We start from the raw sequence: 25,652 nt of genomic DNA, 5'->3' as shown, positions 1-25,652 counted from the left end.
TGAACGGAAGATGAACTGGGGCGGGCCGCACGGTGTCTGGAACCGAGGGTTTTCCCTCCGATCCGGGCGCCGCCCACCGCACGGCCCGTGTGCCGCACGGTCACGAGCCCCGGGCGAACTTCTTCAGCTGTGCCGCCGAGCCGTTGAAGAGATTCTGATCACCCGGCAGGTCGCCGCTGTTGTCGTACTGCCAGATCGTCCAGAACGACCATCCGTTCGGCAGTGATCCGGCGTCCGCCGCGTCGTAGCGGGCCACCCACAGCGCGTGATCGGCGGCGAAGGCGCGGCTGCCGCCGGTGCAGACGTTCCACCAGTGGGCCGTCGTGTAGATCACCGGGCGCCGGCCGGTGAGCCGCTTGATCTCGTTGCTGAAGGACTTGATCCAGCTGACCATCGCGGCCTTCTTCAGGCCGTAGCACCGGTGCTTGCCGTCGTACGGGTTGTATTCGATGTCGAGCGCCGGCGGCAGGGTCCAGCCGTCCGCGCTCCAGCCGCCGCCGTTGTTCACGAAGTACTGCGCCTGCGCCTTGCCCGACGACTTGTCCGGCAGTGCGAAGTGGTACGCGCCGCGGAGGAGTCCCGCGGCGCGCGATCCGTCGTACTGCTGGCCGAAGTACGGGTTGAGATAGGTCCGGCCCTCGGTCGCCTTGACGTACACGAACTTGGCGCCCTTGGCCTTCGCGCTCTGCCAGTCGACGTTCTTCTGGTGCGAGGAGACGTCGTGCCCCTTCGGCTTGCCCGCCGCCGCGGCCGGGAACTCGGCCAGTGCGGTTCCCGAGAGGGCGAGCGCGGCCACGGAGGCCGCGAGGACGCGGGCGCGGTGGCGGGACGGTTTGCGATCACGAGCCATATTTCCCCCCGGAATGGCGACGTGCACGACAAATCAGGCAGCGAGATTACTGGAAGATCAGGGAACGTTCGGTGATGTCTGGCCAAGCTGCGCAAGAGGGTGATGTATCCGTATATGCGCACTTCCGGACGCCGCGCCTCCGCCCTAAAGTGCCCTGGCCCGGCGGTGCGTCGGAGCCCTGCCTGGCAGGATCGCGACATGGCTGAGCAGCGGCAGGAGCAGCGGGACGGACGGGACGCCCGGGAGGACGCGCGAACCGTGGGCGAACCGTGGGGGCGCGGTGTGCGCGAGGAGGAGGCCCGCGCCTGGGAGCAGCTCGTCGCCACCGCCCGCCGCACCGTCACCGACGGACTCGTCGTCGGCACCTCCGGCAACGTCTCCGTCCGCGTCGGCGACACCGTGCTGGTCACGCCGTCGGGAGTGCCGTACGACCGGCTGACACCGGACGACATCACCGGCGTCGACCTCGACGGCCGGCAGGTCCTCGGCACGCTGGTCCCGACCAGCGAACTGCCCATGCATCTCGCCGTCCACCGCGCCACCGACGCCCGCGCCGTCGTCCACACCCACGCCGTCCACGCGACGGCCGTCTCCACGCTCGTGCCGGAGCTTCCCGCGGTCCACTACATGTCCGGCGCGCTCGGCGGCGCCGTCCGGGTTGCCCCGTATGCGACGTACGGCACCGAGGAGTTGGCCGAGAACATGCTCCACGCCCTCGCCGACCGCACCGCCTGCCTCCTCCAGAACCACGGCACGATCACCTACGGCGACACCCTCGACCAGGCCTTCGACCGCACCGCCCAGCTGGAGTGGATGTGCCGCTTGTGGCTGACGGCGTCATCGGTACCGGACCTGACCCCGAGCCTGCTGTCGCCGGAACAGGTGGCGGAGGCGGGGGAGAAGCTGCGGGGCTACGGGCAGCGCGGCTGACGGACGGCGGCCATGGACGCGCCCCCTCCCGGTACCGCGCGTCACCCTCACCCGCCCTCCCACTGGCCCCCGCCCCGCTCCACCCGGACACTGGACGGGTGCGCACTGTCAAAGCGACGGCCGCCGCCGTCACCGTGGCCCTGGCCGCCGGAGCCGCGAGCGTTGCCGCCGGGCGGCTCGCCAGCGATGCCGCTCTCAAGGCGCCCCCGGGCCGGCCCCTGCCCAGCGAACCCCGGCTCACCGTGCACGCCACGGCCGCCGGCCAGATCGCCCTGACCCGCGACCTGGCCGCCCTGCGCCCGGGTACGTACGGCCTCGCCGGCGATGGCGTCCACGCGGTCGTCGGCCCCGTGCTCGGCACCGCGTCCCACTCCGCCGACACCGTCGTGCGCCGCCTCGAACGCGTCACGCACGGCACCCTCGAACCCGGCGACAAGGTGTGGCTCACCCCCCAGCTGCACGCCGGTGACCCACGCTCCGCCCTCGGCCTCGACCACGCCGACGTCGAGATCCCCGGTGAACTCGGCACCCTGCCCGCGTGGTTCGTGCCCGGCGTCCGTGACACCTGGGTCATCGCCGTCCACGGCCTCGGCACCACCCGAGAACTCGCCATGAACGTCATGCGGTTCCTCGTCGGCCAGCGCTTCCCGGTGCTCGCCCTCGGCTACCGCGGCGACCTCGGCGCCCCCCGGCAGCCCGACGGCCTCAACCACCTCGGCGAGACCGAGTGGCGCGACCTGGACGCCGCGATCCGCCACGCCCTGCGCAACGGCGCCCGGAACGTCGTCCTGCTCGGCTGGTCCACCGGCGCCACCATGGCCCTGTGCGCCGCCGCCCACTCCGGCGTCCGCGAGCGCATCAAGGGCCTGATCCTGGACTCCCCGGTGCTCAGCTGGGAGACCACCCTGCGCGCCCTCGCCTCGGCCAACCGCACCCCGGGCGCCCTGCTGCCCCTCGCCGTCCGCGCCGCCCAGGGCCGCACCGGACTGCACGGCGACCGCCTCGCCGAAGCCGTCGACCCCGACCTGCTCAAGGTGCCCACCCTGATCCTGCACGGCCCGGACGACACCGTCGCCCCCTGGTCCCTCTCCCGCCGCCTCGCCGCCACCCGCCCCAACCTCGTCGCCCTCCACACCGTCCCGCACGCCCCGCACGGAGCCATGTGGAACGCCGACCCGACGGGCTACGAAGAGGCGCTCCGCCGTTTCCTGACACCGCTGATGTAACGGCGTCCGCCGCCGGTCGCGAAGGTTCCGTTTAAGGCCGTACCACTGGCCTGATCCCGGTCCCCGACCGCTCGCCGCGACCCGTGCGTTGGCCATCCCCGTAGCCCGCCGTCACATTCCGTTTGGGTTTTCGGACCGTCAACCGGAAGACTGCACCCGTGACGTCCCGTATCCCGCGCGACTCCAGGCTTCGACTCGTCCGCACGCGACCCCTGGCCGCCGCCCCCCGAGCGATGAACCAGCGGCGCTCGCGCCGCCCCGCACCCCGCCCCCCGGAGGGCACCCCGGCACAGGCCGAGTTGGCCAGAATGGCTCGCTCCGGCCTCGCCGGCGCGGCCCGCGTCGCCCACTGGGCCGACGCCGCCCTCGGCCCCGGCCGGGACGGCGGCCGAGCCGACGGCAAGGCCACCCTCGCCGAGGAGACCGCCGAACGGGCCGCCGCCGACCTGGGCCTGACCCCGGCTCAGATCCGCGCCGACTGGGACACCGCCCGCCTCGCCGGCCTCGTCGAGGTGCACGGCGACAGCGCCCGCCCCGGCTGGCGCCTGCGCGCCTGGGACCGCGACGACAGCGCCGTCCTGCGCGGCTGGGTCGCCCTCTTCGACGCCTGGTCGCTCGCCTACCCCGAACCCGCGGACCACGAGCCCGCCGCCGTGGCCGAGGTCGTCTCGGCCATGCCTCAGGTGCTCTCCTTCCTTCAGCTCTCCGCCGGCCCCGTGCCCGTGGAACAGCTCCTGGACCTCCTGGAGCAGCGCGTCACCGAGCTGCGCACCGAACGCTGCGAGATCCCCTACGGACCGCAGCCCGACCCCGCCACCCAGCCCCAGCCGCCGGAGACCGAGGACGCCCCCCTCGAACCGCTCCTCGACTGGGCCCTGCACGCCCTGGCCTCCGTCGGCGCCCTCACCTACGGCGACGGCCAGGCCACGCTCACCCCGCTGGGCAGCTGGGCGGTGTGGGTCAAGCTGGAGCAGATCTGCGTCGCCGCGCAGAGTCCCGCCGGCAACATCGAGGTCGGCGCCGAGGAGATGCTCCGCGGCTGCTCCCAGCTGCGCCCCAACGCCGCCCGCGCCGAGTACCGGGCCTGGCTCGCCGCCCGCACCGTCGGCAGCGCCGTCACCGAGCTCATCGACGCCGCCCGCGGCGAGGACGCCCTGCTGCGCGGCCTCGCCTTCGAGGCGCTGCGGGTCGTCGGCGCCCCCGCCGAGCCCGACGTCCGCGCCGTGGCCGACGAGCCGACGCTGCGGCCGTACGCCCTGCTGTGGCTCGCCGAGCACGACGGCCACGACCCGGAGGACGCCCACGAGGTGCTCACCCGGGAGGAGGCCACCTGGCTGTGGGTCGACACCGCGGCCGCCGTCGCCGACCACGGCGAGGCCCCGCTGCTGGTGCGGCACCTGGAGTCCGCGGTGCAGCCGACCGTGCCCATGCTCCTCGACGAGGTACGGGCCGTCGGCCACCCCCGCACGGTCCAGGTCCTGGTCGCCCTGGCCGCCGCCCACCCCGACCCCGCCCTGGCCAAGGCGGTCCGCCGGGCGGCCTTCCAGGTCCACACCGGCCGCAGCTGAGGCAGGGACCTAGCCGCCTATCTCCGGCGTATAGGTCCCGAAGCTCCAGATGTTGCCCTCGACGTCACGGGCCATGTAGTCCCGCGCTCCGTAGTCCTGGTCCGTCGGGGGCATCAGGATCTCCGCGCCGTGCTCCACGGCGTGCCGGTGGTGTGCGTCGACGTCGGCCACGGCGACGTACACCCCGGTCGTGCCCGCGTCCTTCATCGCCGCGTCGAAGAGACCGCCACGCCCCTTGGAGCCGACCATCACCGCGCCGTTGCCCTGCACCAGCTCGGCGTGGAGCACCGAACCGTCCTCACCCTCGTACACCGACAGCTCGGTGAACCCGAACGCCTCCGTCAGCTGCCGGATCGCCGCCTTGGCGTCCGCGTACAGCAGCGTCGGATAGATGCTGGGCCGCCCACCGCTCGTGCCTGCCATGCCGATCACTCCCTCGTGATCAAATGCTGGAAATCTGACTCACGACCAGTCTTGCAGCGACCACCGACAACGGGCCCTGACCAGCGAGAATCCCCAAAAGGGCAGCTCAGCTGAAGGTGTTGCACCGCGCCATGTCCCCGCTCTCGTACCCCGTCCGGAACCACCGCTGCCGCTGCTCCGCCGAGCCATGCGTCCACGACTCCGGCGTCACCCGCCCCTGGAACCGCTCCTGGATCCGGTCGTCGCCCACGGCCGCCGCCGCGTCCAGACCGTCGGCGATGTCGGCGGCGGTGAGGCTGGTGATGAGGGGACGCCCGGTCGACTCGTCCTTCGTGGTGGTCGCATGGTGCGCCCACACCCCGGCGTAGCAGTCCGCCTGGAGCTCGACCTTGACCGCGTTGCTGCCCGCGCCCGTGCGCCCGTCCTGGGACCGGCTCAGCGTGCCCATCAGGTCCTGCACGTGATGCCCGTACTCGTGCGCGACGACGTAGGCCTGCGCGAAGGCGCCGCCGCTCGCGCCGAACTTCGACCGCAGCTCGTCGAAGAAGCCGAGGTCCAGATAGACCTTCCGGTCGCCGGGGCAGTAGAACGGCCCGACCGCGGAGGTCGCCGACCCGCACGCCGTGCCGACCCGCTGACTGAAGAAGACGGTGGGGGAGCGGGAGTACGAGCCGCTGCGCCGCGCGAACTCCTGGTCCCAGTAGTCCTGCACGCTGTTGACGACCGCGAGCATCCGGCAGTCGTCCCGGGTGTTGGCGTCCTGCCCGGTCCGGCAGCTCTGCTGGACCTGCGCGAAGGGGGATGCCGTGGCGACCGGCTGCCCCCCGTCGCTGTCGCTGAGCCCCAGCTGGTCGGGTCCCACCCCCAGGAACAGCCCCAGCAGCAGCGCGATCAGCCCGGCGATGCCCCCGCCGACGGTCGCCCGGCCTCCGGGGATGCGGCTGCCGCGCACGTCCTGGACCTCGGAGGTGTCCAGTTTGGCGTCGTCGTCGAACTGCATGCCGTCATCGTGATCCAGGGCTCCGGCACCCGCACCCGGAACAGCCCGCGGCCCTCGAACACCCGCACCCAGAAAAAGTGCTTGCACGCCCCCGTTAGACTTGGCCCATGGCCATTCTCCTCGCGCATTAGACGGCGGGAACGTCCTCAGCCGCCCACAACCGTCATACACACGCCCTGGAGTCTGTCCGTGATCTCCGCCACCGGTATCGAGCTGCGCGCCGGCGCCCGAGTCCTCATCGAGTCCGCCACCTTCCGTGTCGCCAAGGGCGACCGCATCGGCCTGGTCGGCCGCAACGGCGCGGGGAAGACCACCCTCACCAAGTGCCTCGCCGGCGAGGGCATCCCCGCCGCCGGCCAGATCACCCGCTCGGGCGAGGTCGGCTACCTCCCGCAGGATCCCCGCACCGGCGACCTCGACATCCTCGCCCGCGACCGGATCCTCTCCGCGCGCGGCCTCGACGTACTGATCCGCAAGATGCGCGAGAACGAACAGCGGATCGCCAACGGCCAGGGCGCCACCCGCGAGAAGGCGATGAGGCAGTACGAGCGCCAGGAGACGGAGTTCCTCACCAAGGGCGGGTACGCCGCCGAGGCCGAGGCCGCCACCATCGCCGCCGCGCTCAACCTGCCCGACCGGGTGCTCGGCCAGCCGCTGCACACCCTCTCCGGCGGTCAGCGCCGCCGTATCGAGCTGGCCCGCATCCTGTTCTCGGACGCCGACACGCTGCTGCTCGACGAGCCCACGAACCACCTCGACGCCGACTCGATCGTCTGGCTGCGCGACTACCTCAAGACCTACCGCGGCGGCTTCATCGTGATCTCCCACGACGTCGACCTGGTCGAGACGGTCGTCAACAAGGTCTTCTACCTGGACGCCAACCGCGCCCAGATCGACGTCTACAACATGGGCTGGAAGCTCTACCAGCAGCAGCGCGAGGCCGACGAGAAGCGGCGCAAGCGCGAGCGGCAGAACGCCGAGAAGAAGGCCGCGGCCCTGCACTCGCAGGCCGACAAGATGCGCGCCAAGGCCACCAAGACGGTCGCCGCGCAGAACATGGCCAAGCGCGCCGACAAGCTTCTGTCCGGCCTGGAGGCGGTCCGCCAGCAGGACAAGGTCGCCAAGCTGCGCTTCCCCGAGCCCGCGCCCTGCGGCAAGACCCCGCTGATGGCGGAGGGTCTGTCGAAGTCGTACGGCTCGCTGGAGATCTTCACCGACGTCGACCTGGCCATCGACAAGGGCTCCCGCGTGGTCATCCTGGGCCTCAACGGCGCGGGCAAGACCACCCTGCTGCGCCTGCTCGCCGGCACCGAGCAGCCGGACACCGGCGCGGTCGTGCCCGGCCACGGCCTCAAGCTCGGCTACTACGCCCAGGAGCACGAGACCCTCGACCCGGACCGCACGGTCCTGGAGAACATGCGCTCGGCGGCCCCCGACCTCGACCTCGTCGAGGTGCGCAAGACGCTCGGCTCCTTCCTGTTCTCCGGCGACGACGTCGACAAGCCCGCCGGTGTCCTCTCCGGTGGTGAGAAGACCCGGCTCGCCCTCGCCACCCTGGTGGTGTCGTCGGCCAACGTGCTGCTCCTGGACGAGCCCACCAACAACCTCGACCCCGCCAGCCGCGAGGAGATCCTCGGCGCGCTGCGCACCTACAAGGGCGCCGTCGTCCTCGTCACCCACGACGAGGGCGCCGTCGAGGCGCTCCAGCCGGAGCGGATCATTCTGCTGCCGGACGGCGTCGAGGACCTGTGGGGTGCCGACTACGCGGATCTGGTCGCCCTGGCTTGATCGAATGCGTGATCCACGGCGTATGGATCATTCGGCTTACCGGTGATCCATCATCTGTGTGAGATCTCCTCGTACCGGGGTGTGTCCTACATCCATTTCGCGGCCGATCCCTTTGTCGACAAGGGGTCGGCCGTCGCACGTCTCTGACCTGCCCGTTCACAAATGAACCCGTTCGGCGGTACGAACGCGCCGACGTGGAATCCCTGATTCCGTATGTGGGGATGCGCTCCTGTCGTCACAACCTTGTCTTACGGACCTTGCCGAATGGGTGGCCAGGAAGCCCGGGAGGGGTGATCATGAGGAGACCAGAGCGCACTTCCCATGAGGAGGCACGGGTGGCCGAGACTCTGAAGAAGGGCAGCCGGGTGACCGGCGCCGCGCGCGACAAGCTCGCGGCAGACCTGAAGAAGAAGTACGACTCCGGTGCGAGCATTCGGGCGCTGGCCGAAGAGACCGGCCGCTCGTATGGCTTCGTACACCGGATGCTCAGCGAGTCGGGCGTCACGCTTCGTGGGCGTGGCGGCGCGACCCGCGGCAAGAAGGCCGCGTCGTCCTGATTCCGGGCGGCCCCTCGGCTTCGATGGTGGCCACCCGGTCGGTCGACTGACCGTCCGGGTGGTTACTGTGCAGTCACTTAGCCGTGCCGTGTGGCACGGCGGATGACCGCACTCATCGGAGGCGCCCCATGGGCCAGGAACTCGTTCCCCTGCTCGACAAGGACGGCGTACGGCTCACCGTCGAGGACACCCTCGCCACGGTGACGCTGACCAACCCGGCCAAGCTCAACGCGCAGAGCCCCGCTCTGTGGCGGTCGCTCGCCGAGGCGGGTCGGCTGGTGCCGGGCTCCGTCCGGGTCGTCGTGCTGCGCGGTGAGGGCAAGTCCTTCTCCGCGGGGCTCGACCGGCAGATGTTCACGCCGGAGGGGATCGAGGGCGAGCCGTCGTTCATCGACCTCGCCCGCAGTGGCGACGCCGAACTCGACGCTGCCATCGCGGAGTTCCAGGAGGGCTTCACCTGGTGGCGGCGGAGCGACATCGTGTCCATCGCCGCCGTCCAGGGGCATGCCATCGGGGCGGGCTTCCAGCTCGCGCTCGCCTGCGACCTTCGCGTCGTCGCCGACGACGTGCAGTTCGCCATGCGCGAGACCGGCCTGGGCCTCGTCCCGGACCTCACGGGTACGCACCCGCTCATCTCCCTCGTCGGCTACGCCCGTGCGCTGGAGATCTGCGCCACCGGGCGCTTCGTCCTGGCCGAGGAAGCCGTCAACACCGGCCTGGCCAACATCGCCGTCCCCCGGGACCAGCTCGACGACGCCGTGAGCGACCTCGCCGGCGCCCTGCTGGCCGCGCCGCGGGACGCCGTCATCGAGACCAAGGCGCTGCTCCGCGGCGCCCAGGACCGCACCTACGACGAACAGCGCGCCGCCGAGCGCGCCGCACAGGCCCGCCGCCTGCGCGACCTGGCCGGCATCGGCGAGTGACGGCCACCCGACAGACGTGACCACCCCGCGGCGGCCACGCCGTCACCTGACGGCGGTGACCCGGTAGTGGCCACGTCGTCACCCGGCCGCGGTGACCCGGTGTTGGCCTGCGATCGTCACCCGGCCGCGGTGGCCCGGTGTTGGCCTGCGATCGTCACCCGGCCGCGGTGGCCCGGTGTTGGCCCGCCGCCGTCACCCGGCCGCGGTGACCAGCACCGTCACCGTCGGATGACCGGGGAGCGCCCTCCCCACCCGCTCGCGGACCGCCCGGGCCACGTCCAGCGCCCGGTGGTCCGCGTCGACCGCCACCTCCACCCGGACGTGCCCTCGCGGCAGGGCCGCCTCGCTCCGCACCGCCTGCCCCAGCGCGGCGGTGATCCCCACGACGCCGGGCACGGTGAGGGCGGCGGCCGCCGCGGGATCGTCGGCCACCACGGCCGACGGCGGCTCGGGCGGTCGTACCGCGGCGGCCTCCGGCTCCTCGTCCAGCAGCGCCGTCACCTTCAGATCGACCTCCGCCACCGCCAGCCCCAGCAACTCCGTGGCTGCGGTCGCCAGGCCCGTCCGCAGCCGGTCCGCCGTCGTCGGCAGCGGCTCCCGCGCGGTCGCCGCGAACTGCGCCGAGATCCGCAACGGCCCCGGCGGCAGGGCGCTCGGCGGCGGCGGTACGACGGGCTCGTACGCCGTCTCCGGATCGGCGAGCGCGATCCGCAGCGACTCCAGGCGTACGCCGCGCACCCCCCGTACGGCACGCCGCAGCACCGCCTCGGCCGCCTCCTCCGCGATCCACGCGCCGTCGCGCGCGCCACCCAGCGGCAGCAGCCTGCCGAGGCCGAGCTGATGCCGTACGGACTGTGTCAAACGGTCGGTCATTGCTCCAGCGTGCCGCATCTCGGGCGCGCGAGTGCGCAACCCAACTTACGGTGGTTCAAGGACGACGATCGAAAGGGATGTACGGCGATGACTGAGCAGACGCAGACTCCCGACGCAGAGACCGCCGCGCAGCCGCGCAAGACCGTCAGGCGAGGAGGCGGTGACCCGGCGAGCCGGGGACGGACCACCATCGCCGACGGGGTCGTGGAGAAGATCGCCGGGATGGCGGCAAGGGACGTCCTCGGCGTGCACGCCATGGGCAGCGGGCTCTCCCGCACCTTCGGGGCCGTCCGCGACCGGGTGCCCGGCGGCTCGAAATCCGTGACACGCGGCGTGAAGGCCGAGGTCGGCGAGGTGCAGACCGCGCTCGACCTGGAGATCGTCGTCGACTACGGCGTGTCGATCGCCGACGTGGCCCGGGCCGTCCGGGAGAACGTCATCGCGGCGGTGGAGCGGATGACCGGCCTGGAGGTCGTCGAGGTCAACATCGCGGTCAGCGACGTGAAACTGCCCGAGGAAGAGGACGACGAGCCGGAGCCCCGGATCCAGTGAAGGGTCTCCGGACGGCTGAGGGGAGTGCGGCATGAGCATGGCCGTGGTCGGCATGATCGCCGGTATGGCGCTGGGCTTCGCCGGGTACTTCGGCGGGTTCGGGGCCTTTCTGCTGGTGGCGGCCCTGGGCGCGATCGGGTTCGTCGTCGGCCGCTTCATGGAGGGAGACCTGGAGATCGGCGACTTCTTCCGTACCCGTGACGAACGCCGCGACCGGCGGGGACCCAGATGACCGCCGAGGCCGGTGAGCTGCGCAGGCCTCTGACCGTCGTACCGCCCGGCGAACGCGGTGCGACGCGGATCGCCGACCGGGTCGTGGCGAAGATCGCCTCGCAGGCGGCCCGCGAGGTGATCGGGGAGGTCCCGGACGAGGCCGCGCCCGCGCACGCCACCGTGGTGGTGCACCACGACACCGCGCGCGTCCACGTCCACCTCGAACTCGGCTACCCCACCGACATCGGCGCCCGTTGCGCCCGGGTGCGTCGACATGTGGTGGAGCGGGTACGCGCGTTGGTGGGAATGGAGGTGTCGGAGGTCGCGGTCCAGGTCGAGCGGCTGCATCTGACCCCGGCGCACGGCGCGGCACAGGGGAGGACGCGATGAGCGAGTCCCAGGGCTCCGAGGGCACGACGCAACGACTGCCGGTTCTGGAGAAGCCGACCGAACCGGACCCCGCACCACCACCGGTCCTGGAAGATGCCGGCGGCACCGGCCGTTTCTGGTCGCCCCGGCGCGTCCCCGCGGCCGTCGCCGCGGTGCTGCTCCTCGCCGTCGCCGGACTCTTCCTCTACGACATCGCGGCCGTCCGCGCCCATCAGCCGGCCATGCGCTGGCGCCGCGAGCTGGCGACCCAGCTCGCCGAGCGGCCCCTGGACGACGCCTGGGTCCTCGTCGGCGCCGGCGTCGCCGCCGCCCTCGGCCTCTGGCTGATCGTCCTCGCCGCCACCCCCGGCCTGCGCGGCATCCTGCCCATGCGGCGCACCCACGCCGACGTACGGGCCGGCCTGTACCGCGAGGCCGCCGCCCTGGTCCTGCGCGACCGGGCCGTCGAGGTCGCCGGCGTGCAGTCCGTGCGGGTCCGGCTGTCCCGCACCAAGGCCGACGTCATGGCGGTCGCGCACTTCCGTGAACTGGACGACGTACGCGCCGACCTGGACGCCGTGCTCGGTGACGCGATCCGCGGACTGGGGCTGGCCCGGCCGCCGTCGCTGTCGCTGCATGTGCGGCGGCCCGGGAAGAAGGGGTGAGGGCCGTGCTCAGGGTCGTCAACCGGGTCCTGCTGGGCCTGATCGGGCTGGTGCTGGTCGTCGTGGGCGGCGCGGTGCTGGCCGTCGGGCTGGGCGCGAACCCGCCCTCCTGGTGGATCCACGACAGCCGTCACGACGTACTCCTCGACACCGCCGAACGCACCCGCTGGCGGGACGCGGGCTGGTGGTGGCCGACGGTCCTCGGCGTGCTCGCGCTCCTCGTGCTGCTCGCCCTGTGGTGGCTGGTCGCGAACCTGCGCCGGCACCGCCTCACCGAGGTCCTGATCAACACCGGCGACGGCGAGGGCGCGCTGCTGCGCGGCCGGGCGCTGGAGGGCGTACTGGCCGACGAGGCCACGCGGCTGGACGGCGTCTCCCAGGCCCACGTGCATCTGACGGGCCGGCGCGACGCCCCGGAGACCCGCGTACGGCTCCTGCTGGAACCGCACGTGGACCCCGGGACGGCGCTGACTCACGTGACGGCTGAGGCCCTGACGCACGCGAGGAACTCGGCGGGCCTGGAGTCTCTGCCCTCGGAGGTCCGCATGAAGGCGGTCAAACACAGGGCAGAGAGGGTGAGTTGAGGTTTGTCTTGGGGGCGCGGGGCTGTATCGATTTGCGGCTCCGCCGCGCGGGCGCGCTCAACCCCCACCGGCCCGCAGCTCAGAACCCGTGCCGCATCCCCCCATCAACAGGAACCATGATCCCGGTCAAGTAAGAAGCAGCCGGCGACAAGAGGAACGCAGCCGTACGCCCGAACTCCTCCGGCGTCCCGTACCGCCGCAAGGGAATCCGCGCCTCATTGGCGGCCCGAGTCGCCTCCGGGTCGGCGGACAACCCGTCCAGCTCGCGCACGCGATCCGTGTCGATACGCGACGGCAGCAGGCCTACGACACGAATCCCGCGCGGCCCCAGCTCGTCCGCGATCGATTTCGCGAACCCGGCGAGCCCCGGCCGCAGCCCGTTGGAGATGGTCAGCCCCGGGATCGGCTCGTGCACCGAGCCCGACAGCACGAACCCGATGACACCCCCGGCCTCCAGTTCCTCCGCCGCGGCACGCGCGAGCCGTACCGCACCCAGGAACACCGACTCGAACGCGCTGGTCCACTGCTCGTCCGTGTTGTCCGCGACGAACCCCGGCGCCGGGCCGCCCACGCTGATCAGGATGCCGTCGAAGCCGCCGAAGCTCTCCCGCGCGGCCGCGATCAGCCGGGCCGGGGCCTCCGGGTCGGCGTTGTCGACGGCCAGCCCGATGGCGTTCGGCCCCAGCTCGGCCGCCGCGTCGGCGACCCGCTTCTCGTCCCGTCCGGTCAGTACCACCTTCGCCCCGTCGGCGACCAGCTCGCGTGCGGACGCGTTGCCGAGACCGCGGGTGGCCCCGGTGACGACGTACACCCGGTCCTTCAGTCCAAGATCCATGGCCCCTATCCTGCCTCCTCGTCCCCGAACAGGGCGAGGGCGGTGTTCACCAGTCCGATGTGGCTGAACGCCTGCGGGAAGTTGCCGAGCTGGCACTCGTGCGCCGGGTCGTACTCCTCGGACAGCAGCCCCACGTCGTTGGCCAGCCCCACGAGCCGCTCGAACAGCTCGCGGGCCTCCTTCGTGCGGCCCGTCATGTGCAGTGCGTCCGCCAGCCAGAACGAGCACACGAGGAACGTGCCCTCGTCGCCCGGCAGCCCGTCGACCGTCGTGCTGTCGGTGCTGTAGCGGCGCAGGAAGCCGGCGTGGCCCAGCTCCTCGCGGATCGCGTCGACGGTGCCGATCACGCGCGGATCGTCGGGCGGCAGGAAGCCGACGCGGGGGATGAGGAGCAGGGAGGCGTCGAGCTCGCTCGAACCGTAGGACTGGGTGAAGGTGTTGCGCTCGGGGTCGAAGCCCTTCTCGCACACCTCGCGGTGCACCTCGTCGCGCATCTTCCGCCAGCCGTCGATGTCGCCGTCCAACTCGGGGTTCTCCTCCGCGGCGCGCACGGCCCTGTCGGCGGCCACCCACACCATCACCTTGGAGTGGACGAACTGACGGCGCCCGCCGCGCACCTCCCACAACCCCTCGTCGGGCTGGCGCCACGCCCCGCGCAGGAAATCCATCAGGGCGCACTGGATGGACCAGATGTGCGGCTTGGCGGACAGCCCCGAACTCCGGGCCAGCGAGAGGGAGTCTATGACCTCGCCGTACACGTCCAGTTGGAGCTGCTTCACGGCCTCGTTGCCGATCCGCACCGGCGCCGAGCCGCGGAACCCGGTGAGCCACGGCAGCTCGAACTCGGGCAGCCGCCGCTCGCCCGCGAGGCCGTACATGATCTGGAGGTCCGCCGGGTCGCCCGCGACCGCGCGCAGCAGCCAGTTGCGCCAGGCCTCGGCCTCCTCCTGGTAGCCCGCCGACAGCAGCGCGCCGAGGGTGAGCGTGGAGTCGCGCAGCCAGCAGTACCGGTAGTCCCAGTTGCGTACGCCGCCCAGCTGCTCCGGCAGCGAGGTGGTGGCGGCGGCGACGATGCCGCCGGTCGGGGCGTAGGTGAGGGCCTTGAGCGTGATCAGGGAGCGCAGGACGACGTCCTTGTAGGGGCCGTCGTAGCGGCAGCGGTCCGACCACGCCTGCCAGTCCTCGACGCTGGTGCGCAGCGCGTCGAGCGGGTCGGTCTCCGGCGGACGCGGCTCGTGCGAGGGATGCCAGGTGAGGACGAACGACACCTTCTCGCCCTTCTTGACGGTGAACTCCGAGTGCGTGCCGAAGTCCTCGCCCCAGGTGCGCACCTCGGGTTCGCTGCGCAGCCACGCCGAGTCCGGTCCGGCGACGGCGACCCGGTGCCCGTCGGTCCTGCGCATCCACGGCATGATCGAGCCGTAGTCGAACCGCAGCCGGAGCGTGCTGCGGACGGTGACCTCGCCGCTGAGGCCTTCGACGACGCGTACGAGGTCGGGGGCGCGGTCGCGCTGGGGCATCAGATCGGTGACCCGCACCGAGCCGGTGTCGGTCTCCCACTCGGTGTCCAGGACGAGGGTGCCGGGGCGGTAGGCGCGGCGGGCGCACCGGTCCGGGCCGTCGCGGGGCGCGATGCGCCAGTGGCCGTTGTTCTCGTCGCCGAGCAGCCGGGCGAAGCAGGCGGCCGAGTCGAACCGGGGCAGGCACAGCCAGTCGACGCTGCCGTCCTTGCCGACCAGGGCCGCGGTCTGTTCGTCGCCGATGAGGGCGTAGTCCTCGATACGGGGGTGCACGGGATGCGGGTTCCCGGAGGGGTGGCGGGGCAATCCGGGGTGGAGCCGCCCGAGTGATTTCGAACGGCCGGCCTCAGACGGCGGCCGGCCGGCTTCAGACCGTGGCCGGTTCCGTCTCCTCCGACTCCGCGCCCGACTCCTTCTCCGCCTTCTCCCGGCGGTCCCGCGTCTCACGCCGCACCAGCACGACCCAGCCGATCGGCACGGCCGCGGCGAACAGCCACCACTGGTAGGCGTACGCGAAGTTCAGCGCGGCGTTCTCCATGCCGGGCTTGCTGCCCATCAGCTCCGGGGTGTCGCCCTTGGGTTCGGGCGCGGTCTGGGCGATGTAGCCGCCGAGGACGTCGGCGCCGAGCCGCTTCGCCTCCTGCGCGCTGTTGATCAGCATGATCTGGCGGTCGGGCAGGCCCTTGAGGTCCTTGATGCCGCTCGCCCGGGTCGTCTCGTCGGGCATCAGCCGCCCGGTGACGGTGATCTCGCCGCGCGGGGGAGCGGGGATCTTCGGGAACGCGGTCTGGCTCGGGCCGTCCGCGGCGATCCAGCCCCGGTTGACCAGCAGCACCTTGCCGTCGTTCAGGACGAACGGGGTCAGGACGTGGTAGCCGACCTCGTCGTCGGAGTTGGTGCGGCGGCGGACGACGACCTCGTGGTCGGTGTCGAACCGGCCCTTCGCGGTCACCGAGTGGTACCGCTCCTTGCTGGTCACGGTGTGCCCCGGGGACGTCAGCGTCTCCACGGGCACCGGCTTCGCGCCCAGCGCGTCGGAGACCAGCTGGTTGCGGGCGGTGCGCTCGTCGTAGCGGTGCATCTGCCAGATGCCCAGCCTGATCATCGTGGGGATGAGAAGGAGGGCGACCAGCGTGAGGATCACCCACTGCCGGGACAACAGGAAGCGGTACACCCCACGACGGTACAACTCGGGCCGTGGGGTGTTCGCACAGGGGTGTGCCGGATCGGGTCGACCCGGTGGTCAGACCCGGTCGACGATGCCCACCTTCCCCTCCGCGCGGGCGCAGTGCGCACCGCAGAACCAGTGGCCCTCCACCTCGACGCCCTGGCCGATGATCTGGACCCGGCAGTGCTCGCAGATCGGGGCCATGCGGTGGATCGCGCAGGAGAAGCAGTCGAAGACGTGGACCGCGCCCTGGGCGTGCACCTCGAAGGTCATGCCGTAGTTGTTGCCGCAAACTTCGCAAGTCGCCATGCGCCACAGGGTGAGCCGTCCGTACGGCGCGGGCGAGCGGGCGGCGGGCGAGTCGCGGCGCAATCACCCGTCCGTACGGTCGCCCCTACGGTCATGCCTCCGACGCCGGTGCCACGTTGCCCAGGAGCTGGCCGAACGCCGCCTCGTCGACGACCGGGGTGCCGTACTGCCGGGCCTTGACGACCTTCGACGTGCCCGAGTCGGGGTCGTTGGTGACGAGGAGGCTGGTCAGCCGGGAGATGCTCGTGGCGACGTGCAACCCCGCCTCGATCGCGCGGTCCTCCAGCAGGTCGCGCTCGGTCGAGGTGTCCCCGGAGAACGCGATACGCATGCCCTGCTTGAGTGGTTTGCCCTCTTCGTAACGGCCCGGGTTGGGATAGGGGCATGCGGGCCTTTTGCGCGCGGGGCGCCAACTGGTCGGCCGGTAGCTGCTGTACGAGGACTGCTGCCGGGGCACGGCGGCCCGGTCCGTCCACTCCGTCAGGGGCCGGCACTCGTGCAGCGGCAGCCGGATGCTCTGCGAGGCCGCCGCTCTGAGGCTCGGCCGGAACGCCTCCGCCAGCACGCGCGCGTCGTCGAGCGCGTGGTGCGCGCGCTGCTGGACGACGCCGAAGTGGGCGGCCAGCGACTCCAGCTTGTGGTTGGGCAGCGGCAGCGCGAGCTCCTTGGACAGCGCGATGGTGCACAGCCGCTGCCGCACCGGCGCCTCGCGCTCCGCGCGCGCGTACTCCCGGGCGATCATCTGCCAGTCGAAGACCGCGTTGTGCGCGACGAGCACCCGGCCCTCGAGCCGGGCCGAGAACTCCTCGGCGATGTCGTGGAACAGGGGCGCGCCCTCCAGCACGTCGCTCGTCAGACCGTGGATCCACACCGGGCCCGGGTCGCGCTCCGGGTTGACCAGCGTGTACCAGTGGTCCTCGACCTCGCCGCGCGCGTCCAGCCGGTAGACGGCCGCGGAGATTATCCGGTCGTCGCGGGCCAGTCCGGTGGTCTCCACGTCAACGACCGCGTATCCCTTCGGATACGCGGCCGGCCACTGGGTGGGGGAGGACGCTTCGGCGGTACGGTCTTCGAGCATGGTCCCTGAGGATACGGGCCCCCACTGACAGTCCCGCGCCCACCCGCCCCGCAACCCTGTTCCGGTGCCGGGCACTTCAGCGCTCCTCCAGCGGGCCTCGAACTCTCAGCCCAGCGCCGCCACCAGATCCCCCGCGGCCAGCGCTTCGAGCCCGCAGCCGTCGACCGGCCCCGGCAGCAGCCGGTACGCCGATCCGGTCGCGCTCGCCGGTGCCACGCCCCCGTGCACGAGCGCCAGGAACACGTGGCGGTGTGACGCGGCTTCACCCGCGAGGGCGTCGGCCGTCTCGGAGGGTTGCCGCTCCTCGGGCGGTTCGAGGTCGCGCACGCGCGCGGCGAACGCGGTGTCCGGCTCCCCTTCGTGCCGCCGGTAGCGCCACAGTTCGTCCAGGGCGCGCGGATGCGGTGCGCGCCGTATCACCGAGACCTCGTCGCCGCGCGCGGCCGCCCGCCACACCGCCAGGTCCCACAGCGTCGTACGGCCCGACGCGAAGTACTGATGCAGGTCCTGGGCGACCCGGCCGAGGTCGGCGCCGTGCCGGTACAGGCTGTGGAAGCCCTCGTCGGCCGGGAGGTGGAGGTCGGTCCACAGGAACGTACGGCGGTCGAGGTCGACCAGCATCGGGACGTGGATGCGCGAGTCGCCCACCAGGTCGTAGCGCTGACGGACCGTACGCGGGTCGTACGACGCGTTCCGGTCCTCCTCGGCCGCGGAGGGCAGCGCCATGAAGCCGGCGAAGGCGTCCAGGAGGTCGTCGAACGCGATGTCGTTGAAGCTGAAGACGACCGGCAGGGCGTAGCGCACACCGCGCTCCGCGAGTGCGGCCAGGTCGAGGTCCACGTACTCGGTCGCCCCGTCCGGCGCGGGCGCCGACACCAGGTCGCCGGAGTGGACGGCCGAGCGGTCCTCATGGACGAGGTTGGTGTAGTCGCACAGGCCCGCGAAGTTCCACTCGGCGTCGTACATAGCCACCGACAGGTCGAGGTCCACGCGCTGCTTGGCGGGCTCCATCCAGTGCAGGAAGAGCCGCAGCACCTCACCCTCGGGCAGGGGTTGTGTGCTGCCGCGCGGGACGGTGACGAGGGCCTTGCTGGCGGCGGTCTCGGCGGCGGGCACCGCGAGGCCGGTGAGTGCCGAGTCGAGCACGGACAGGTCGAGACGGGGCTCGTCGTGCCGGCGGAGGCGGCGCAGTGCCTCCGCCTCCAGCAGGTCGCAGACCGCGTCCGTCACCTTCGGCGACAGCGGCACGCGCGTGTCGTCGATCGTGAACGAGTGCGTCACCTGGCCGCGCGGGAAGAACACCCGCCGCCCGCCCGGCAGATGACGGATGCGCATCCGCCCGAGCACGGCGAGCAGCGGCCCGGGACCGGCCTTGGGCAGCACCCGGCGCAGCGTGTCCCCGAACCCGTCCGGCAGTACGTCGAGTTCGCGCAGCCGCAGCAGATGGTCGAGGCGGCGCAGCAACTCCCCGGGGCGCTGGGCGAGCAGGTCGAGAGCGGCCTCGAAGTCGCCTTCGTGCAACGCCTGTTCGACACGTGCGGCCCAGGTGGCGGGCTTGATGCGGGTTCCGGTCGCCAGCGCTTGGCCGGGGTCTCCCGCGCCCGTCCGCGCTCCGGCAGGCTGCTCCGCGCCGGTCCGGGCTTCGGCGGGTTGTTCCGCGCTCGTCGGGGCTTCGGTGGGTTGTTCCTCGGCGGTCCGTGCTTCGGCGGGTTGTTCCGCGCTCGTCGGGGCTTCGGTGGGTTGTTCCTCGGCGGTCCGGGCTTCGGTGGGTTGTTCCGCGCCCGTCCGTGCTTCGGCGAGTTGTTCCCTGGCCGCCCGCGCCTCGGCGGGCTGTTCCTCGGCCTCCCGCGCCTCGGTGGGCTGTTCCCTGGCCGTCCGCGCCTCGGCGATCTGTTCTGCGGCCGCCCGTGCCTCGGCAGGGTGCTGCCCGGCCGTTCGCGCCTCGGCAGGGTGCTCCCCGGCCGTCCCCGCCCCATCGCCCCGAGTCACCCGCACCGCGTCGGGATGCTCCGCCGCAGTCCGCAGCAGTGCCTCGCCGAGGGCGCCCTCGGAGACGTCCGTGGCGCGCAGGACCGCGAAGGCGAGCGCGGCCTTCGGGTGGCGGGCGTGCTGCTCGTACGGGTGCAGGATCTCGGCGGCGCGCTTCCAGGCGCCCGGGTGCCGCAGCACGTCCTCGACCAGCGACGGCATCGCCAGTGCGTCGAGGATGCCGAGCAGCCGGCGCCGCAACGCGCGCGGGAGCGAGCGCATGCGCGGCGGCTCCAGCAGGTCGCCGTCGCCGCCGGACCACACGCACAGCAGCCGCAGCACGTCCGTCGCGGTCGTCAGCTGTGTGTCGAGCAGCCCGGTGGCCGCCACGCGCGTGTGCCGGTCGAGCAGCAGCATGCCGAGGGCCAGCGCCTTGGTCTGGCGCACCGGGATGTCGTCGGGGAACCAGCCCAGGTCGGCCGGGGCGTGCGCCAGCAGGATCTTCACGTCGTCGCGGTCCTGCGGCGGCAGTGGGGTCCGCCGGGCCAGCAGCCGCAGCAGCGCCCGCACCGCGTCCGCCCGGGAGTCCTTGCCGAGCGTGAGCAACTTCAGCGGGCCCACGGCGACTTCACGCGCGTGACGCGGTGGCGCGGGCTTCAGGAAGGGGTCGTCGCGGTCGATGCGGCGATGGCAGATCGGGCAGCCCGCGTAGTCCGCGCCGTCCCAGCACTCCCGGCACACCAGATGCGCGCACGGGGACACGGGGTGCACGCTGCCGACCGTGCCGCACAGCACGCACGGCTGCTTCGGCCATTGGAGCAGCAGGGTGAAGACCCGGTCGACGAACAGCTGGAAGGTGTCGTCGGGCACCGAGGCCGGGAAGCTGCGGAACATCGGCATGTGGGTGCGGTCCGCGCCCAGTTCGGCGTCGATGTGCCGGACGAGCTGCTTGCCTGCGTCCGCGAGCCCGGCGGGCCCCAGCCAGGCGAGCGCCGCGTGCAGCTCCGCCGTCGGCGCGAATCCCCGGTCCAGCAGCTCGGCTTCGAGCGCTACGAGCCCTGGCGCCGTCGACGGGTCGCCCGGGCGCGGCCCGGCCTGGTCGACGTAGACGGTACGGAGGCGGCGGAGCAGCACGGACGACAGTACGGACAAGCGGAAGCCCCCTGGGGGAAGGTGGAGAGAAGTCTCAGAGGCGGGGACGGAGAGTGGGCGCGCTGTCGTTGTCATAGGAAAGAGAGAAGGAAGCACGCGGCGGAGCCGTCCCCGCGATCACGACTGTAGGAGGACGGTGTCGGCGGGCGCCACCGAATTTATCGCCGAGCGGCTTCTTCTCCTTTCCGAGCGGCTTCCTCGCTGCTGAGCAGCGACTGCGTGAGGGCCCGTACGGACGTCACGAACAGCCGTTCCTCGTCGACGGGCCGGGCGAAGGCGCGGGCGAGCGCGGGGTCGTCGTAGCGGTCCTCCGTGGGCTGCTGCGCGGGCGCCCGTTCACGGTTGCGCTCCACGAGGACGAAGCCCACGACCTGGAACTGCACGGCCCGCACCGCCTCCGCCGCGCGGGCGCCCCGCAGCCCGGCCGCGTGCACCTCGCGCACCAGCGCCTGCTGGGCGGGCAGGAACATCCGCTCGGTCAGGCCGCGTTCGTGGACCATCGCGACGAGGTGCGGATGCTCGCGCAGCCGCCGGCGCAGGATGCGGGCCACGGACACGACCCGCTCGGCCGGGGTGCGCCCGGCGGGCCTGATCTCGCCGAGCTCGGCCACGGTCCGCCGTACGAGGGCGTCCAGCAGGGACTCGCGGTTGCCGACGTGCCAGTAGATCGAGGTGACGGCGGTGCCCAGCTCGGCGGCGAGCCTGCGCATCGTCAGCGCCTCGGGGCCGTGCTGCTTCACCAGGTTCGCGGCTGTGTCCAGGACGTCGTCCCTGGTGAGCGACGCTCTCGCCATGCTGCCCCCAAGTCCCGTGCGTGCACGCGTATTTACCCCGCCGGAGGTCTGCTGTAACTGTGTTACAGGTGACGGCCCATCAGAAGAAGGGCGGTACGGCATGGCACGCGTACGGTACGGCGCGCGGACCGAGGCGGAGATCGCGGCCGCGCGCACCGCGAGCGCGAGGCTTCCCGACATCTGGTCCACCGGGGTGGTGGCCGTCTGGGAGACCGACCCCGACGCGGTCGCGGCGGTCCTGCCGCCTCCCCTGAAGCCCACGGGCAGGCCGCTGGCCCGGGTGAACATCAGCAAGGTCGACCTGCCCGGATACCCGCTCGGCGCGGGCTCGTTCGCGGTCGCGGCCTCGCATGACGGCGTCGACGGCTGGTACCCGCTGGTCATGCCGATGACCCACGAGCGGGCCCTGATCGGCGGCCGTGAGGTGTTCGGCGAGCCCAAGAAGCTCGGCGAGGTCGTCGTGGAGCGCGAGGGCCTGGTCGTCCGCGCCTTCCTCGCCCGGCACGGCATCGCCTTCGTGGAGGTGCGCGGCGCGGTCGCCGGTGCGCTGCCGCTGCCGGAGCCCGCCCAGAAGACCGACTTCTACTTCAAGTTCCTTCCCGCGGTGGACGGTTCGGGCTTCGACGGCGACCCGGTGCTCGTGCACTGTCTGCGCAACGAGAAGGTGCGCCGCCTGGAGCGGATCACCGGCGACGTCGTCCTGCGCGAGTCGATGTACGACCCGGTGGCCGACCTGCCGGTGCGCCGGCTGGTGGAGATCACCATCGGTGAGAAGACCAGCGACCAGCGCGGCAAGGTCGTCGAACGGGTGGACGCGCGGGCGTTGCTGCCGTACGTCCATCAGCGCTACGACGATCCGGCGCAGGTGCTGGACGGCCCTCCGGAGGGGAGCGCCTGATGGATCTCCTTCCCGGTCAGGTCGCCGTCGTCACCGGTGCCGCGAGCGGCGTCGGTCTCGCGATGGTCCGCCGGTTCGCCGCCGAGGGGCTGAAGGTCGTCCTCGCCGACGTCGAGCGACCGGCGCTGGACGCGGCCGTCGCGGCGCTCCGCGCGGAGGGCGCCGACGTGCACGCGCGCGTGGTCGACGTCGGCGAGCGCGAACAGGTGCTGGAACTGGCCGACTTCGCTTACGAGACGTACGGCGCCGTCCATGTGCTGTGCAACAACGCCGGGGTCGGCTCGGGCGCCGAGGGGCGGATGTGGGAGCACGAACCGAACGACTGGAAGTGGGCGTTCTCCGTCAATGTGTGGGGCGTCTTCCACGGTGTCCAGGCGTTCGTCCCGCACATGATCAAGTCGGGTCGACCCGGTCATGTGGTCAATACATCCTCCGGCGACGGCGGCATCGCCCCGCTCCCCACCGCCTCCGTCTACGCGGTCACCAAGGCGGCCGTGGTGACGATGACCGAGTCCCTGTACGCCCATCTGAAGGCCGAGCACGCGCGCGTGGGCGCCTCGGTGCTCTTCCCGGGACCGCACATGCTGCGCACCGGCCTGTGGGAGTCGCACCGCAACCGCCCCGAGCGGTACGCCAAGGAGCGGCCCCGCAGGACGCCGTACCGCAGCCTCGACCAGTGGGAGGCCGCGATGCGGGAAGCGGGCCGGGAGGTGCGCTTCACGCCCGTCGAGGAGGTGGCCGAGACCGTCGTGGACGGCATCCGCGCGGACCGCTTCTGGATGCTGCCGCCGAGCGAGCACAGCGACGCGCAGATACGCGCGCGTGCCCAGTCGATGCTGGACCGCGCGAACCCGGCGTACCTGGAGAACTTCATTCTCGACTGAGGGGGTCGACGTGACCGACCAGGAGCCCTATCTGATCATCTCCTCCGACTGCCACGCCGGGCTGCCCACCGAGGAGTACCGGCCCTATCTGGACGCCCGCTTCCACCGGGACTTCGACGACTTCCTCGCCGGTCGCGAGCGGCGCCGCGAGGAGATGACCCGGCTCGGCATCCGCAACGAGGCGTTCGCGGCCAAGTGGTTCCAGGACAACGAGGAGGGCCTGCGCGGGGGCTGGGACACCGCGCAGCGGCTCAAGGAGCTGGACGGCGACGGGGTGGCCGCCGAGGTCGTCTTCCCGGACGCCGACGCGGTCGACAGCCAGACGGCGGCGCCCTTCGGGGTGGGCCTCGGGCTCTCCGGCGACCAGGACCCGGAGCTGGGCATGGCCGGCGCGCAGGCGCACAACCGCTGGCTGGCCGACTTCGTGTCCGAGCACCCCGAACGGCACTGCGGGGTCGCCCTGTTGCCGGTCACGGCCCCGGCCGAGCGGGTCGTCGCCGAGGTGTACCGCGCCAAGGAGTCCGGCCTCGGCGCCCTGATGATCCCGTCCATGTGGGTCGACAAGGAGCCGTACCACGACCGCCGTTACGACCCGGTGTGGGCGGCGGCCGCCGAGTGCGCGATGCCGGTGCTCACCCACTCGGGAGCGGCCCCGCGCCATGAGTACGGCGACCATCTGGGCATCTACGTCAGCGAGGTGACCTGGTGGCCCGCCCGGCCGCTGTGGTTCCTGCTCTGGTCCGGCGTCTTCGAACGCCACCCCGGGCTCAGGTTCGGTGTCGCGGAGTCGGGCTGCTGGTGGCTGCCGAACCTGCTGTGGTTCATGGACCGCCTCTATCTCGGCGCGCACGGCGGCAAGAAGCTCTCCCCGTTCCAGGAACTGAAGCGCCCGCCGCACGAGTACCTCGACCGGCAGGTCTTCGTCTGCGCCACCAACACCAAGCGCCGCGAACTCGCCCAGCGTTACGAGATCGGCGTCGACAACATCCTCTGGGGCAGCGACTTCCCGCACCCCGAGGGCACCTGGCCCGACACACGCGCGTGGCTGCGACGCACCTTCCACGACATCCCGGTCGCGGAGACCCGCCGCATGCTGGGCCTCGCCGCGGCCGACGCCTTCGGCTTCGACGTCGAGAAACTGACCCCGCTCGCCCACCGCATCGGCCCCACCCCCGCCGACCTCGGCCAGAGTGCCGACCAGACGGCCGTGGAGGCGTCCTGGGCGCGCTCGCGCGAGGTGGGCCGGCACTGGCTGACCGACCACGACTTCCCTGTCCTGGGGGCATCCTCATGACCGACCGCTACACGGTGATCTCGGCCGACTGCCACGCGGGCGCCGACCTCCTCGACTACCGGCCCTACCTGGAGAAGCGGTACCACGACGAGTTCGACGCGTGGGCGGCGACCTACGTCAACCCGTACGAGGACCTGCTCGCCGACACCGCCGACAGGAACTGGAACTCCGAGCGGCGGCTCGCGGAGCTGGAGGCGGACGGGATCGTCGCGGAGGTGGTGTTCCCGAACACGGTCCCGCCGTTCTTCCCGTCGGGTTCGCTCATGGCGCTCGCACCCACCGCGGAGGACTTCGAGCGCCGCTGGGCCGGTCTGCGCGCCCACAACCGCTGGCTCGCGGACTTCTGCGCCGCCGCGCCCGGTCGCCGCGCGGGTGTCTTCCAGATCCTCCTCAACGACGTCGAGGAGGCCGTCGAGGAGGTCCGGTGGGCCGCCGAAGCGGGCCTCAAGGGCGGCCTCCTGCTCCCCGGCACGCCGCCCGGCTCGGGCCTGCCCGAGCTGTACTCGTCGGCGTACGACCCGCTCTGGGCGGTCTGCGCGGAGCTCGGCGTCCCCGTCAACCACCACGCGGGGTCGGCGTCCCCGCCGCTCGGCGACGAACCGGCCGCCCGCGCGGTCTTCATGGTCGAGACGACCTGGTTCTCGCACCGGGCGCTGTGGCACCTCGTCTTCGGCGGCGCCTTCCGCCGCCATCCCGAGCTGAAGCTGGTCCTCACCGAGCAAGGCTCGGGCTGGATACCCGGCGTGCTGGACATGCTGGACTACTACCACGGGCGCCTGGTCGCGGCGGCGACGAAGGCCTCCACCGCGGAGTCCAAGTTCGGCGCCGGACTCGCCGCCCGCATGGGCGCCGCGCCCTCACAGGTCTGGCGTGACAACTGCTTCGTCGGCGCCAGTTTCATGCGCCCGCACGAGGTGCCGCTGCGGGACCGGATCGGCGTCGACAAGATCATGTGGGGCAGCGACTACCCGCACGACGAGGGCACCTACCCGTACACGCGCGAGGGCCTGCGCCACGCCTACGCGCGCGTGCCCCGCGACGAGGTCGCGGCGATGATCGGCGGCAACGCCGCGCGCGTGTACGGCTTCGACCTCGACCTCCTCGACCCGATCGCGGCGAAGGCGGGACCCACGGTGGAGGAGATCGCGGAGCCACTGGAGGAACCGCCGGCGGACGCGACGAGCCCGGTGTTCGCGAAGGGGGCGTCGGTACGGGTGTGGTGAGCGTCGGT

26 protein-coding genes are annotated in these 25,652 nt (G+C 72.1%); 15 read left to right on the top strand and 11 right to left on the bottom strand.

Annotated features, from left to right (window positions below; all coding sequences use genetic code 11):
• Positions 1–100 precede the first annotated feature (100 nt).
• The gene (locus CRP56_RS09815; protein WP_097262311.1) at positions 101–850 is read right to left on the bottom strand and encodes a lysozyme; all 750 of its coding nucleotides are present in this window, start codon (positions 848–850) and stop codon (positions 101–103) included.
• 198 nt (positions 851–1,048) lie between these two features.
• Between CRP56_RS09815 and CRP56_RS09810 the strand changes: the two genes are divergently transcribed.
• The 3 genes from CRP56_RS09810 to CRP56_RS09800 all read left to right on the top strand — a co-directional run bounded on the left by CRP56_RS09810 (position 1,049) and on the right by CRP56_RS09800 (position 4,574).
• On the top strand, positions 1,049–1,780 hold the full coding sequence (locus tag CRP56_RS09810; protein WP_097262310.1) for a class II aldolase/adducin family protein: 732 nt from the start codon (positions 1,049–1,051) through the stop codon (positions 1,778–1,780).
• A 98-nt stretch (positions 1,781–1,878) separates the two neighbouring features.
• Positions 1,879–3,006 (top strand): alpha/beta hydrolase family protein, encoded by a 1,128-nt coding sequence (locus CRP56_RS09805; protein ID WP_097262309.1) that lies wholly within the window; start codon positions 1,879–1,881, stop codon positions 3,004–3,006.
• 158 nt (positions 3,007–3,164) lie between these two features.
• A complete protein-coding gene (locus CRP56_RS09800; RefSeq protein ID WP_179850976.1) occupies positions 3,165–4,574 on the top strand; it encodes a hypothetical protein in 1,410 nt (469 codons plus the stop codon).
• 9 nt (positions 4,575–4,583) lie between these two features.
• Here the strand turns inward: CRP56_RS09800 and CRP56_RS09795 are convergent, their stop codons facing one another.
• Positions 4,584–4,997 (bottom strand): VOC family protein, encoded by a 414-nt coding sequence (locus CRP56_RS09795; RefSeq protein ID WP_097273884.1) that lies wholly within the window; start codon positions 4,995–4,997, stop codon positions 4,584–4,586.
• A 106-nt stretch (positions 4,998–5,103) separates the two neighbouring features.
• Positions 5,104–5,997, bottom strand: a complete 894-nt coding sequence (gene ypfJ, locus CRP56_RS09790) for a KPN_02809 family neutral zinc metallopeptidase (RefSeq protein ID WP_097262307.1) — start codon at positions 5,995–5,997, stop codon at positions 5,104–5,106.
• Positions 5,998–6,186: 189 nt separating this feature from the next.
• Between ypfJ and CRP56_RS09785 the strand changes: the two genes are divergently transcribed.
• From CRP56_RS09785 to CRP56_RS09775, 3 genes are all read left to right on the top strand, one after another.
• Entirely contained in the window at positions 6,187–7,785 is a 1,599-nt protein-coding gene (locus CRP56_RS09785; RefSeq protein ID WP_097262306.1) for an ABC-F family ATP-binding cassette domain-containing protein, read from the top strand.
• Between the two features lie 335 nt (positions 7,786–8,120).
• Positions 8,121–8,342 (top strand): helix-turn-helix domain-containing protein, encoded by a 222-nt coding sequence (locus CRP56_RS09780; protein ID WP_004002281.1) that lies wholly within the window; start codon positions 8,121–8,123, stop codon positions 8,340–8,342.
• Positions 8,343–8,470: 128 nt separating this feature from the next.
• A complete protein-coding gene (locus CRP56_RS09775) occupies positions 8,471–9,265 on the top strand; it encodes an enoyl-CoA hydratase/isomerase family protein (protein WP_097262305.1) in 795 nt (264 codons plus the stop codon).
• Between the two features lie 192 nt (positions 9,266–9,457).
• On the opposite strand, the gene CRP56_RS09770 is transcribed toward CRP56_RS09775, so the two are convergent.
• Positions 9,458–10,138 (bottom strand): nucleopolyhedrovirus P10 family protein, encoded by a 681-nt coding sequence (locus tag CRP56_RS09770; protein WP_097262304.1) that lies wholly within the window; start codon positions 10,136–10,138, stop codon positions 9,458–9,460.
• A gap of 87 nt (positions 10,139–10,225) precedes the next feature.
• Between CRP56_RS09770 and CRP56_RS09765 the strand changes: the two genes are divergently transcribed.
• Genes CRP56_RS09765 through amaP form a run of 5 tightly spaced genes read left to right on the top strand, consistent with a single transcriptional unit; the run spans position 10,226 to position 12,521 of the window.
• Entirely contained in the window at positions 10,226–10,690 is a 465-nt protein-coding gene (locus CRP56_RS09765; RefSeq protein WP_097262303.1) for an Asp23/Gls24 family envelope stress response protein, read from the top strand.
• Positions 10,691–10,721: 31 nt separating this feature from the next.
• A complete protein-coding gene (locus tag CRP56_RS09760) occupies positions 10,722–10,922 on the top strand; it encodes a hypothetical protein (protein ID WP_097262302.1) in 201 nt (66 codons plus the stop codon).
• Entirely contained in the window at positions 10,919–11,293 is a 375-nt protein-coding gene (locus tag CRP56_RS09755) for an Asp23/Gls24 family envelope stress response protein (protein WP_097262301.1), read from the top strand. The genes CRP56_RS09760 and CRP56_RS09755 overlap by 4 nt, the downstream gene beginning before the upstream one ends.
• Positions 11,290–11,937 (top strand): DUF6286 domain-containing protein, encoded by a 648-nt coding sequence (locus tag CRP56_RS09750; protein WP_097262300.1) that lies wholly within the window; start codon positions 11,290–11,292, stop codon positions 11,935–11,937. The genes CRP56_RS09755 and CRP56_RS09750 overlap by 4 nt, the downstream gene beginning before the upstream one ends.
• A 5-nt stretch (positions 11,938–11,942) precedes the next feature.
• Positions 11,943–12,521: an alkaline shock response membrane anchor protein AmaP gene (gene amaP, locus CRP56_RS09745; RefSeq protein WP_097273881.1), complete on the top strand. Its 579-nt coding sequence runs from the start codon at positions 11,943–11,945 to the stop codon at positions 12,519–12,521.
• 79 nt (positions 12,522–12,600) lie between these two features.
• Here the strand turns inward: amaP and CRP56_RS09740 are convergent, their stop codons facing one another.
• The 7 genes from CRP56_RS09740 to CRP56_RS09705 form a co-directional block, all read right to left on the bottom strand.
• Positions 12,601–13,356: an SDR family oxidoreductase gene (locus CRP56_RS09740; RefSeq protein ID WP_097262299.1), complete on the bottom strand. Its 756-nt coding sequence runs from the start codon at positions 13,354–13,356 to the stop codon at positions 12,601–12,603.
• 5 nt (positions 13,357–13,361) lie between these two features.
• On the bottom strand, positions 13,362–15,149 hold the full coding sequence (locus CRP56_RS09735) for a glycoside hydrolase family 15 protein (RefSeq protein ID WP_097262298.1): 1,788 nt from the start codon (positions 15,147–15,149) through the stop codon (positions 13,362–13,364).
• Between the two features lie 94 nt (positions 15,150–15,243).
• Entirely contained in the window at positions 15,244–16,050 is an 807-nt protein-coding gene (locus tag CRP56_RS09730) for an SURF1 family cytochrome oxidase biogenesis protein (protein WP_097262297.1), read from the bottom strand.
• A 69-nt stretch (positions 16,051–16,119) separates the two neighbouring features.
• Positions 16,120–16,353, bottom strand: coding sequence for a hypothetical protein (locus tag CRP56_RS09725; protein WP_079083468.1), 234 nt, complete (start codon positions 16,351–16,353; stop codon positions 16,120–16,122).
• A 91-nt stretch (positions 16,354–16,444) separates the two neighbouring features.
• Entirely contained in the window at positions 16,445–17,431 is a 987-nt protein-coding gene (locus CRP56_RS09720; RefSeq protein WP_097262296.1) for a DEDDh family exonuclease, read from the bottom strand.
• A gap of 105 nt (positions 17,432–17,536) precedes the next feature.
• Complete coding sequence (locus CRP56_RS48325) at positions 17,537–20,551, bottom strand: MXAN_6230/SCO0854 family RING domain-containing protein (protein WP_257040402.1); 3,015 nt, start codon at positions 20,549–20,551, stop codon at positions 17,537–17,539.
• Positions 20,552–20,709: 158 nt separating this feature from the next.
• Positions 20,710–21,345, bottom strand: coding sequence for a TetR/AcrR family transcriptional regulator (locus tag CRP56_RS09705; protein WP_097262295.1), 636 nt, complete (start codon positions 21,343–21,345; stop codon positions 20,710–20,712).
• A gap of 100 nt (positions 21,346–21,445) precedes the next feature.
• Here CRP56_RS09705 and CRP56_RS09700 point away from each other — a divergent pair, with 100 nt between their 5' ends.
• Genes CRP56_RS09700 through CRP56_RS09685 form a run of 4 tightly spaced genes read left to right on the top strand, consistent with a single transcriptional unit; the run spans position 21,446 to position 25,644 of the window.
• The gene (locus CRP56_RS09700) at positions 21,446–22,243 is read left to right on the top strand and encodes an acetoacetate decarboxylase family protein (RefSeq protein ID WP_097262294.1); all 798 of its coding nucleotides are present in this window, start codon (positions 21,446–21,448) and stop codon (positions 22,241–22,243) included.
• On the top strand, positions 22,243–23,127 hold the full coding sequence (locus tag CRP56_RS09695; protein ID WP_097262292.1) for an SDR family NAD(P)-dependent oxidoreductase: 885 nt from the start codon (positions 22,243–22,245) through the stop codon (positions 23,125–23,127). The genes CRP56_RS09700 and CRP56_RS09695 overlap by 1 nt, the downstream gene beginning before the upstream one ends.
• A 10-nt stretch (positions 23,128–23,137) precedes the next feature.
• A complete protein-coding gene (locus CRP56_RS09690) occupies positions 23,138–24,421 on the top strand; it encodes an amidohydrolase family protein (protein WP_097262290.1) in 1,284 nt (427 codons plus the stop codon).
• A complete protein-coding gene (locus CRP56_RS09685; protein WP_097262288.1) occupies positions 24,418–25,644 on the top strand; it encodes an amidohydrolase family protein in 1,227 nt (408 codons plus the stop codon). The genes CRP56_RS09690 and CRP56_RS09685 overlap by 4 nt, the downstream gene beginning before the upstream one ends.
• Positions 25,645–25,652: the final 8 nt, after the last annotated feature.

Source organism: Streptomyces sp. TLI_55, from assembly GCF_900206255.1.
Lineage (GTDB): Bacteria > Actinomycetota > Actinomycetes > Streptomycetales > Streptomycetaceae > Streptomyces > Streptomyces aquilus.
This window is presented reverse-complemented; position numbering and strand designations above follow the sequence as displayed.

What these genes read in the sequence shown, in the direction of transcription:
- CRP56_RS09815 (WP_097262311.1), bottom strand. Translation starts at nt 850, where the DNA reads ATGGCTCGTGATCGCAAACCGTCCCGCCACCGCGCCCGCGTCCTCGCG.
- CRP56_RS09810 (WP_097262310.1), top strand. Translation starts at nt 1,049, where the DNA reads ATGGCTGAGCAGCGGCAGGAGCAGCGGGACGGACGGGACGCCCGGGAG.
- CRP56_RS09795 (WP_097273884.1), bottom strand. Translation starts at nt 4,997, where the DNA reads ATGGCAGGCACGAGCGGTGGGCGGCCCAGCATCTATCCGACGCTGCTG.
- ypfJ (WP_097262307.1), bottom strand. Translation starts at nt 5,997, where the DNA reads ATGCAGTTCGACGACGACGCCAAACTGGACACCTCCGAGGTCCAGGAC.
- CRP56_RS09775 (WP_097262305.1), top strand. Translation starts at nt 8,471, where the DNA reads ATGGGCCAGGAACTCGTTCCCCTGCTCGACAAGGACGGCGTACGGCTC.
- CRP56_RS09770 (WP_097262304.1), bottom strand. Translation starts at nt 10,138, where the DNA reads ATGACCGACCGTTTGACACAGTCCGTACGGCATCAGCTCGGCCTCGGC.
- CRP56_RS09765 (WP_097262303.1), top strand. Translation starts at nt 10,226, where the DNA reads ATGACTGAGCAGACGCAGACTCCCGACGCAGAGACCGCCGCGCAGCCG.
- CRP56_RS09760 (WP_097262302.1), top strand. Translation starts at nt 10,722, where the DNA reads ATGAGCATGGCCGTGGTCGGCATGATCGCCGGTATGGCGCTGGGCTTC.
- CRP56_RS09755 (WP_097262301.1), top strand. Translation starts at nt 10,919, where the DNA reads ATGACCGCCGAGGCCGGTGAGCTGCGCAGGCCTCTGACCGTCGTACCG.
- CRP56_RS09750 (WP_097262300.1), top strand. Translation starts at nt 11,290, where the DNA reads ATGAGCGAGTCCCAGGGCTCCGAGGGCACGACGCAACGACTGCCGGTT.
- CRP56_RS09740 (WP_097262299.1), bottom strand. Translation starts at nt 13,356, where the DNA reads ATGGATCTTGGACTGAAGGACCGGGTGTACGTCGTCACCGGGGCCACC.
- CRP56_RS09725 (WP_079083468.1), bottom strand. Translation starts at nt 16,353, where the DNA reads ATGGCGACTTGCGAAGTTTGCGGCAACAACTACGGCATGACCTTCGAG.
- CRP56_RS09720 (WP_097262296.1), bottom strand. Translation starts at nt 17,431, where the DNA reads ATGCTCGAAGACCGTACCGCCGAAGCGTCCTCCCCCACCCAGTGGCCG.
- CRP56_RS09705 (WP_097262295.1), bottom strand. Translation starts at nt 21,345, where the DNA reads ATGGCGAGAGCGTCGCTCACCAGGGACGACGTCCTGGACACAGCCGCG.
- CRP56_RS09700 (WP_097262294.1), top strand. Translation starts at nt 21,446, where the DNA reads ATGGCACGCGTACGGTACGGCGCGCGGACCGAGGCGGAGATCGCGGCC.
- CRP56_RS09695 (WP_097262292.1), top strand. Translation starts at nt 22,243, where the DNA reads ATGGATCTCCTTCCCGGTCAGGTCGCCGTCGTCACCGGTGCCGCGAGC.
- CRP56_RS09685 (WP_097262288.1), top strand. Translation starts at nt 24,418, where the DNA reads ATGACCGACCGCTACACGGTGATCTCGGCCGACTGCCACGCGGGCGCC.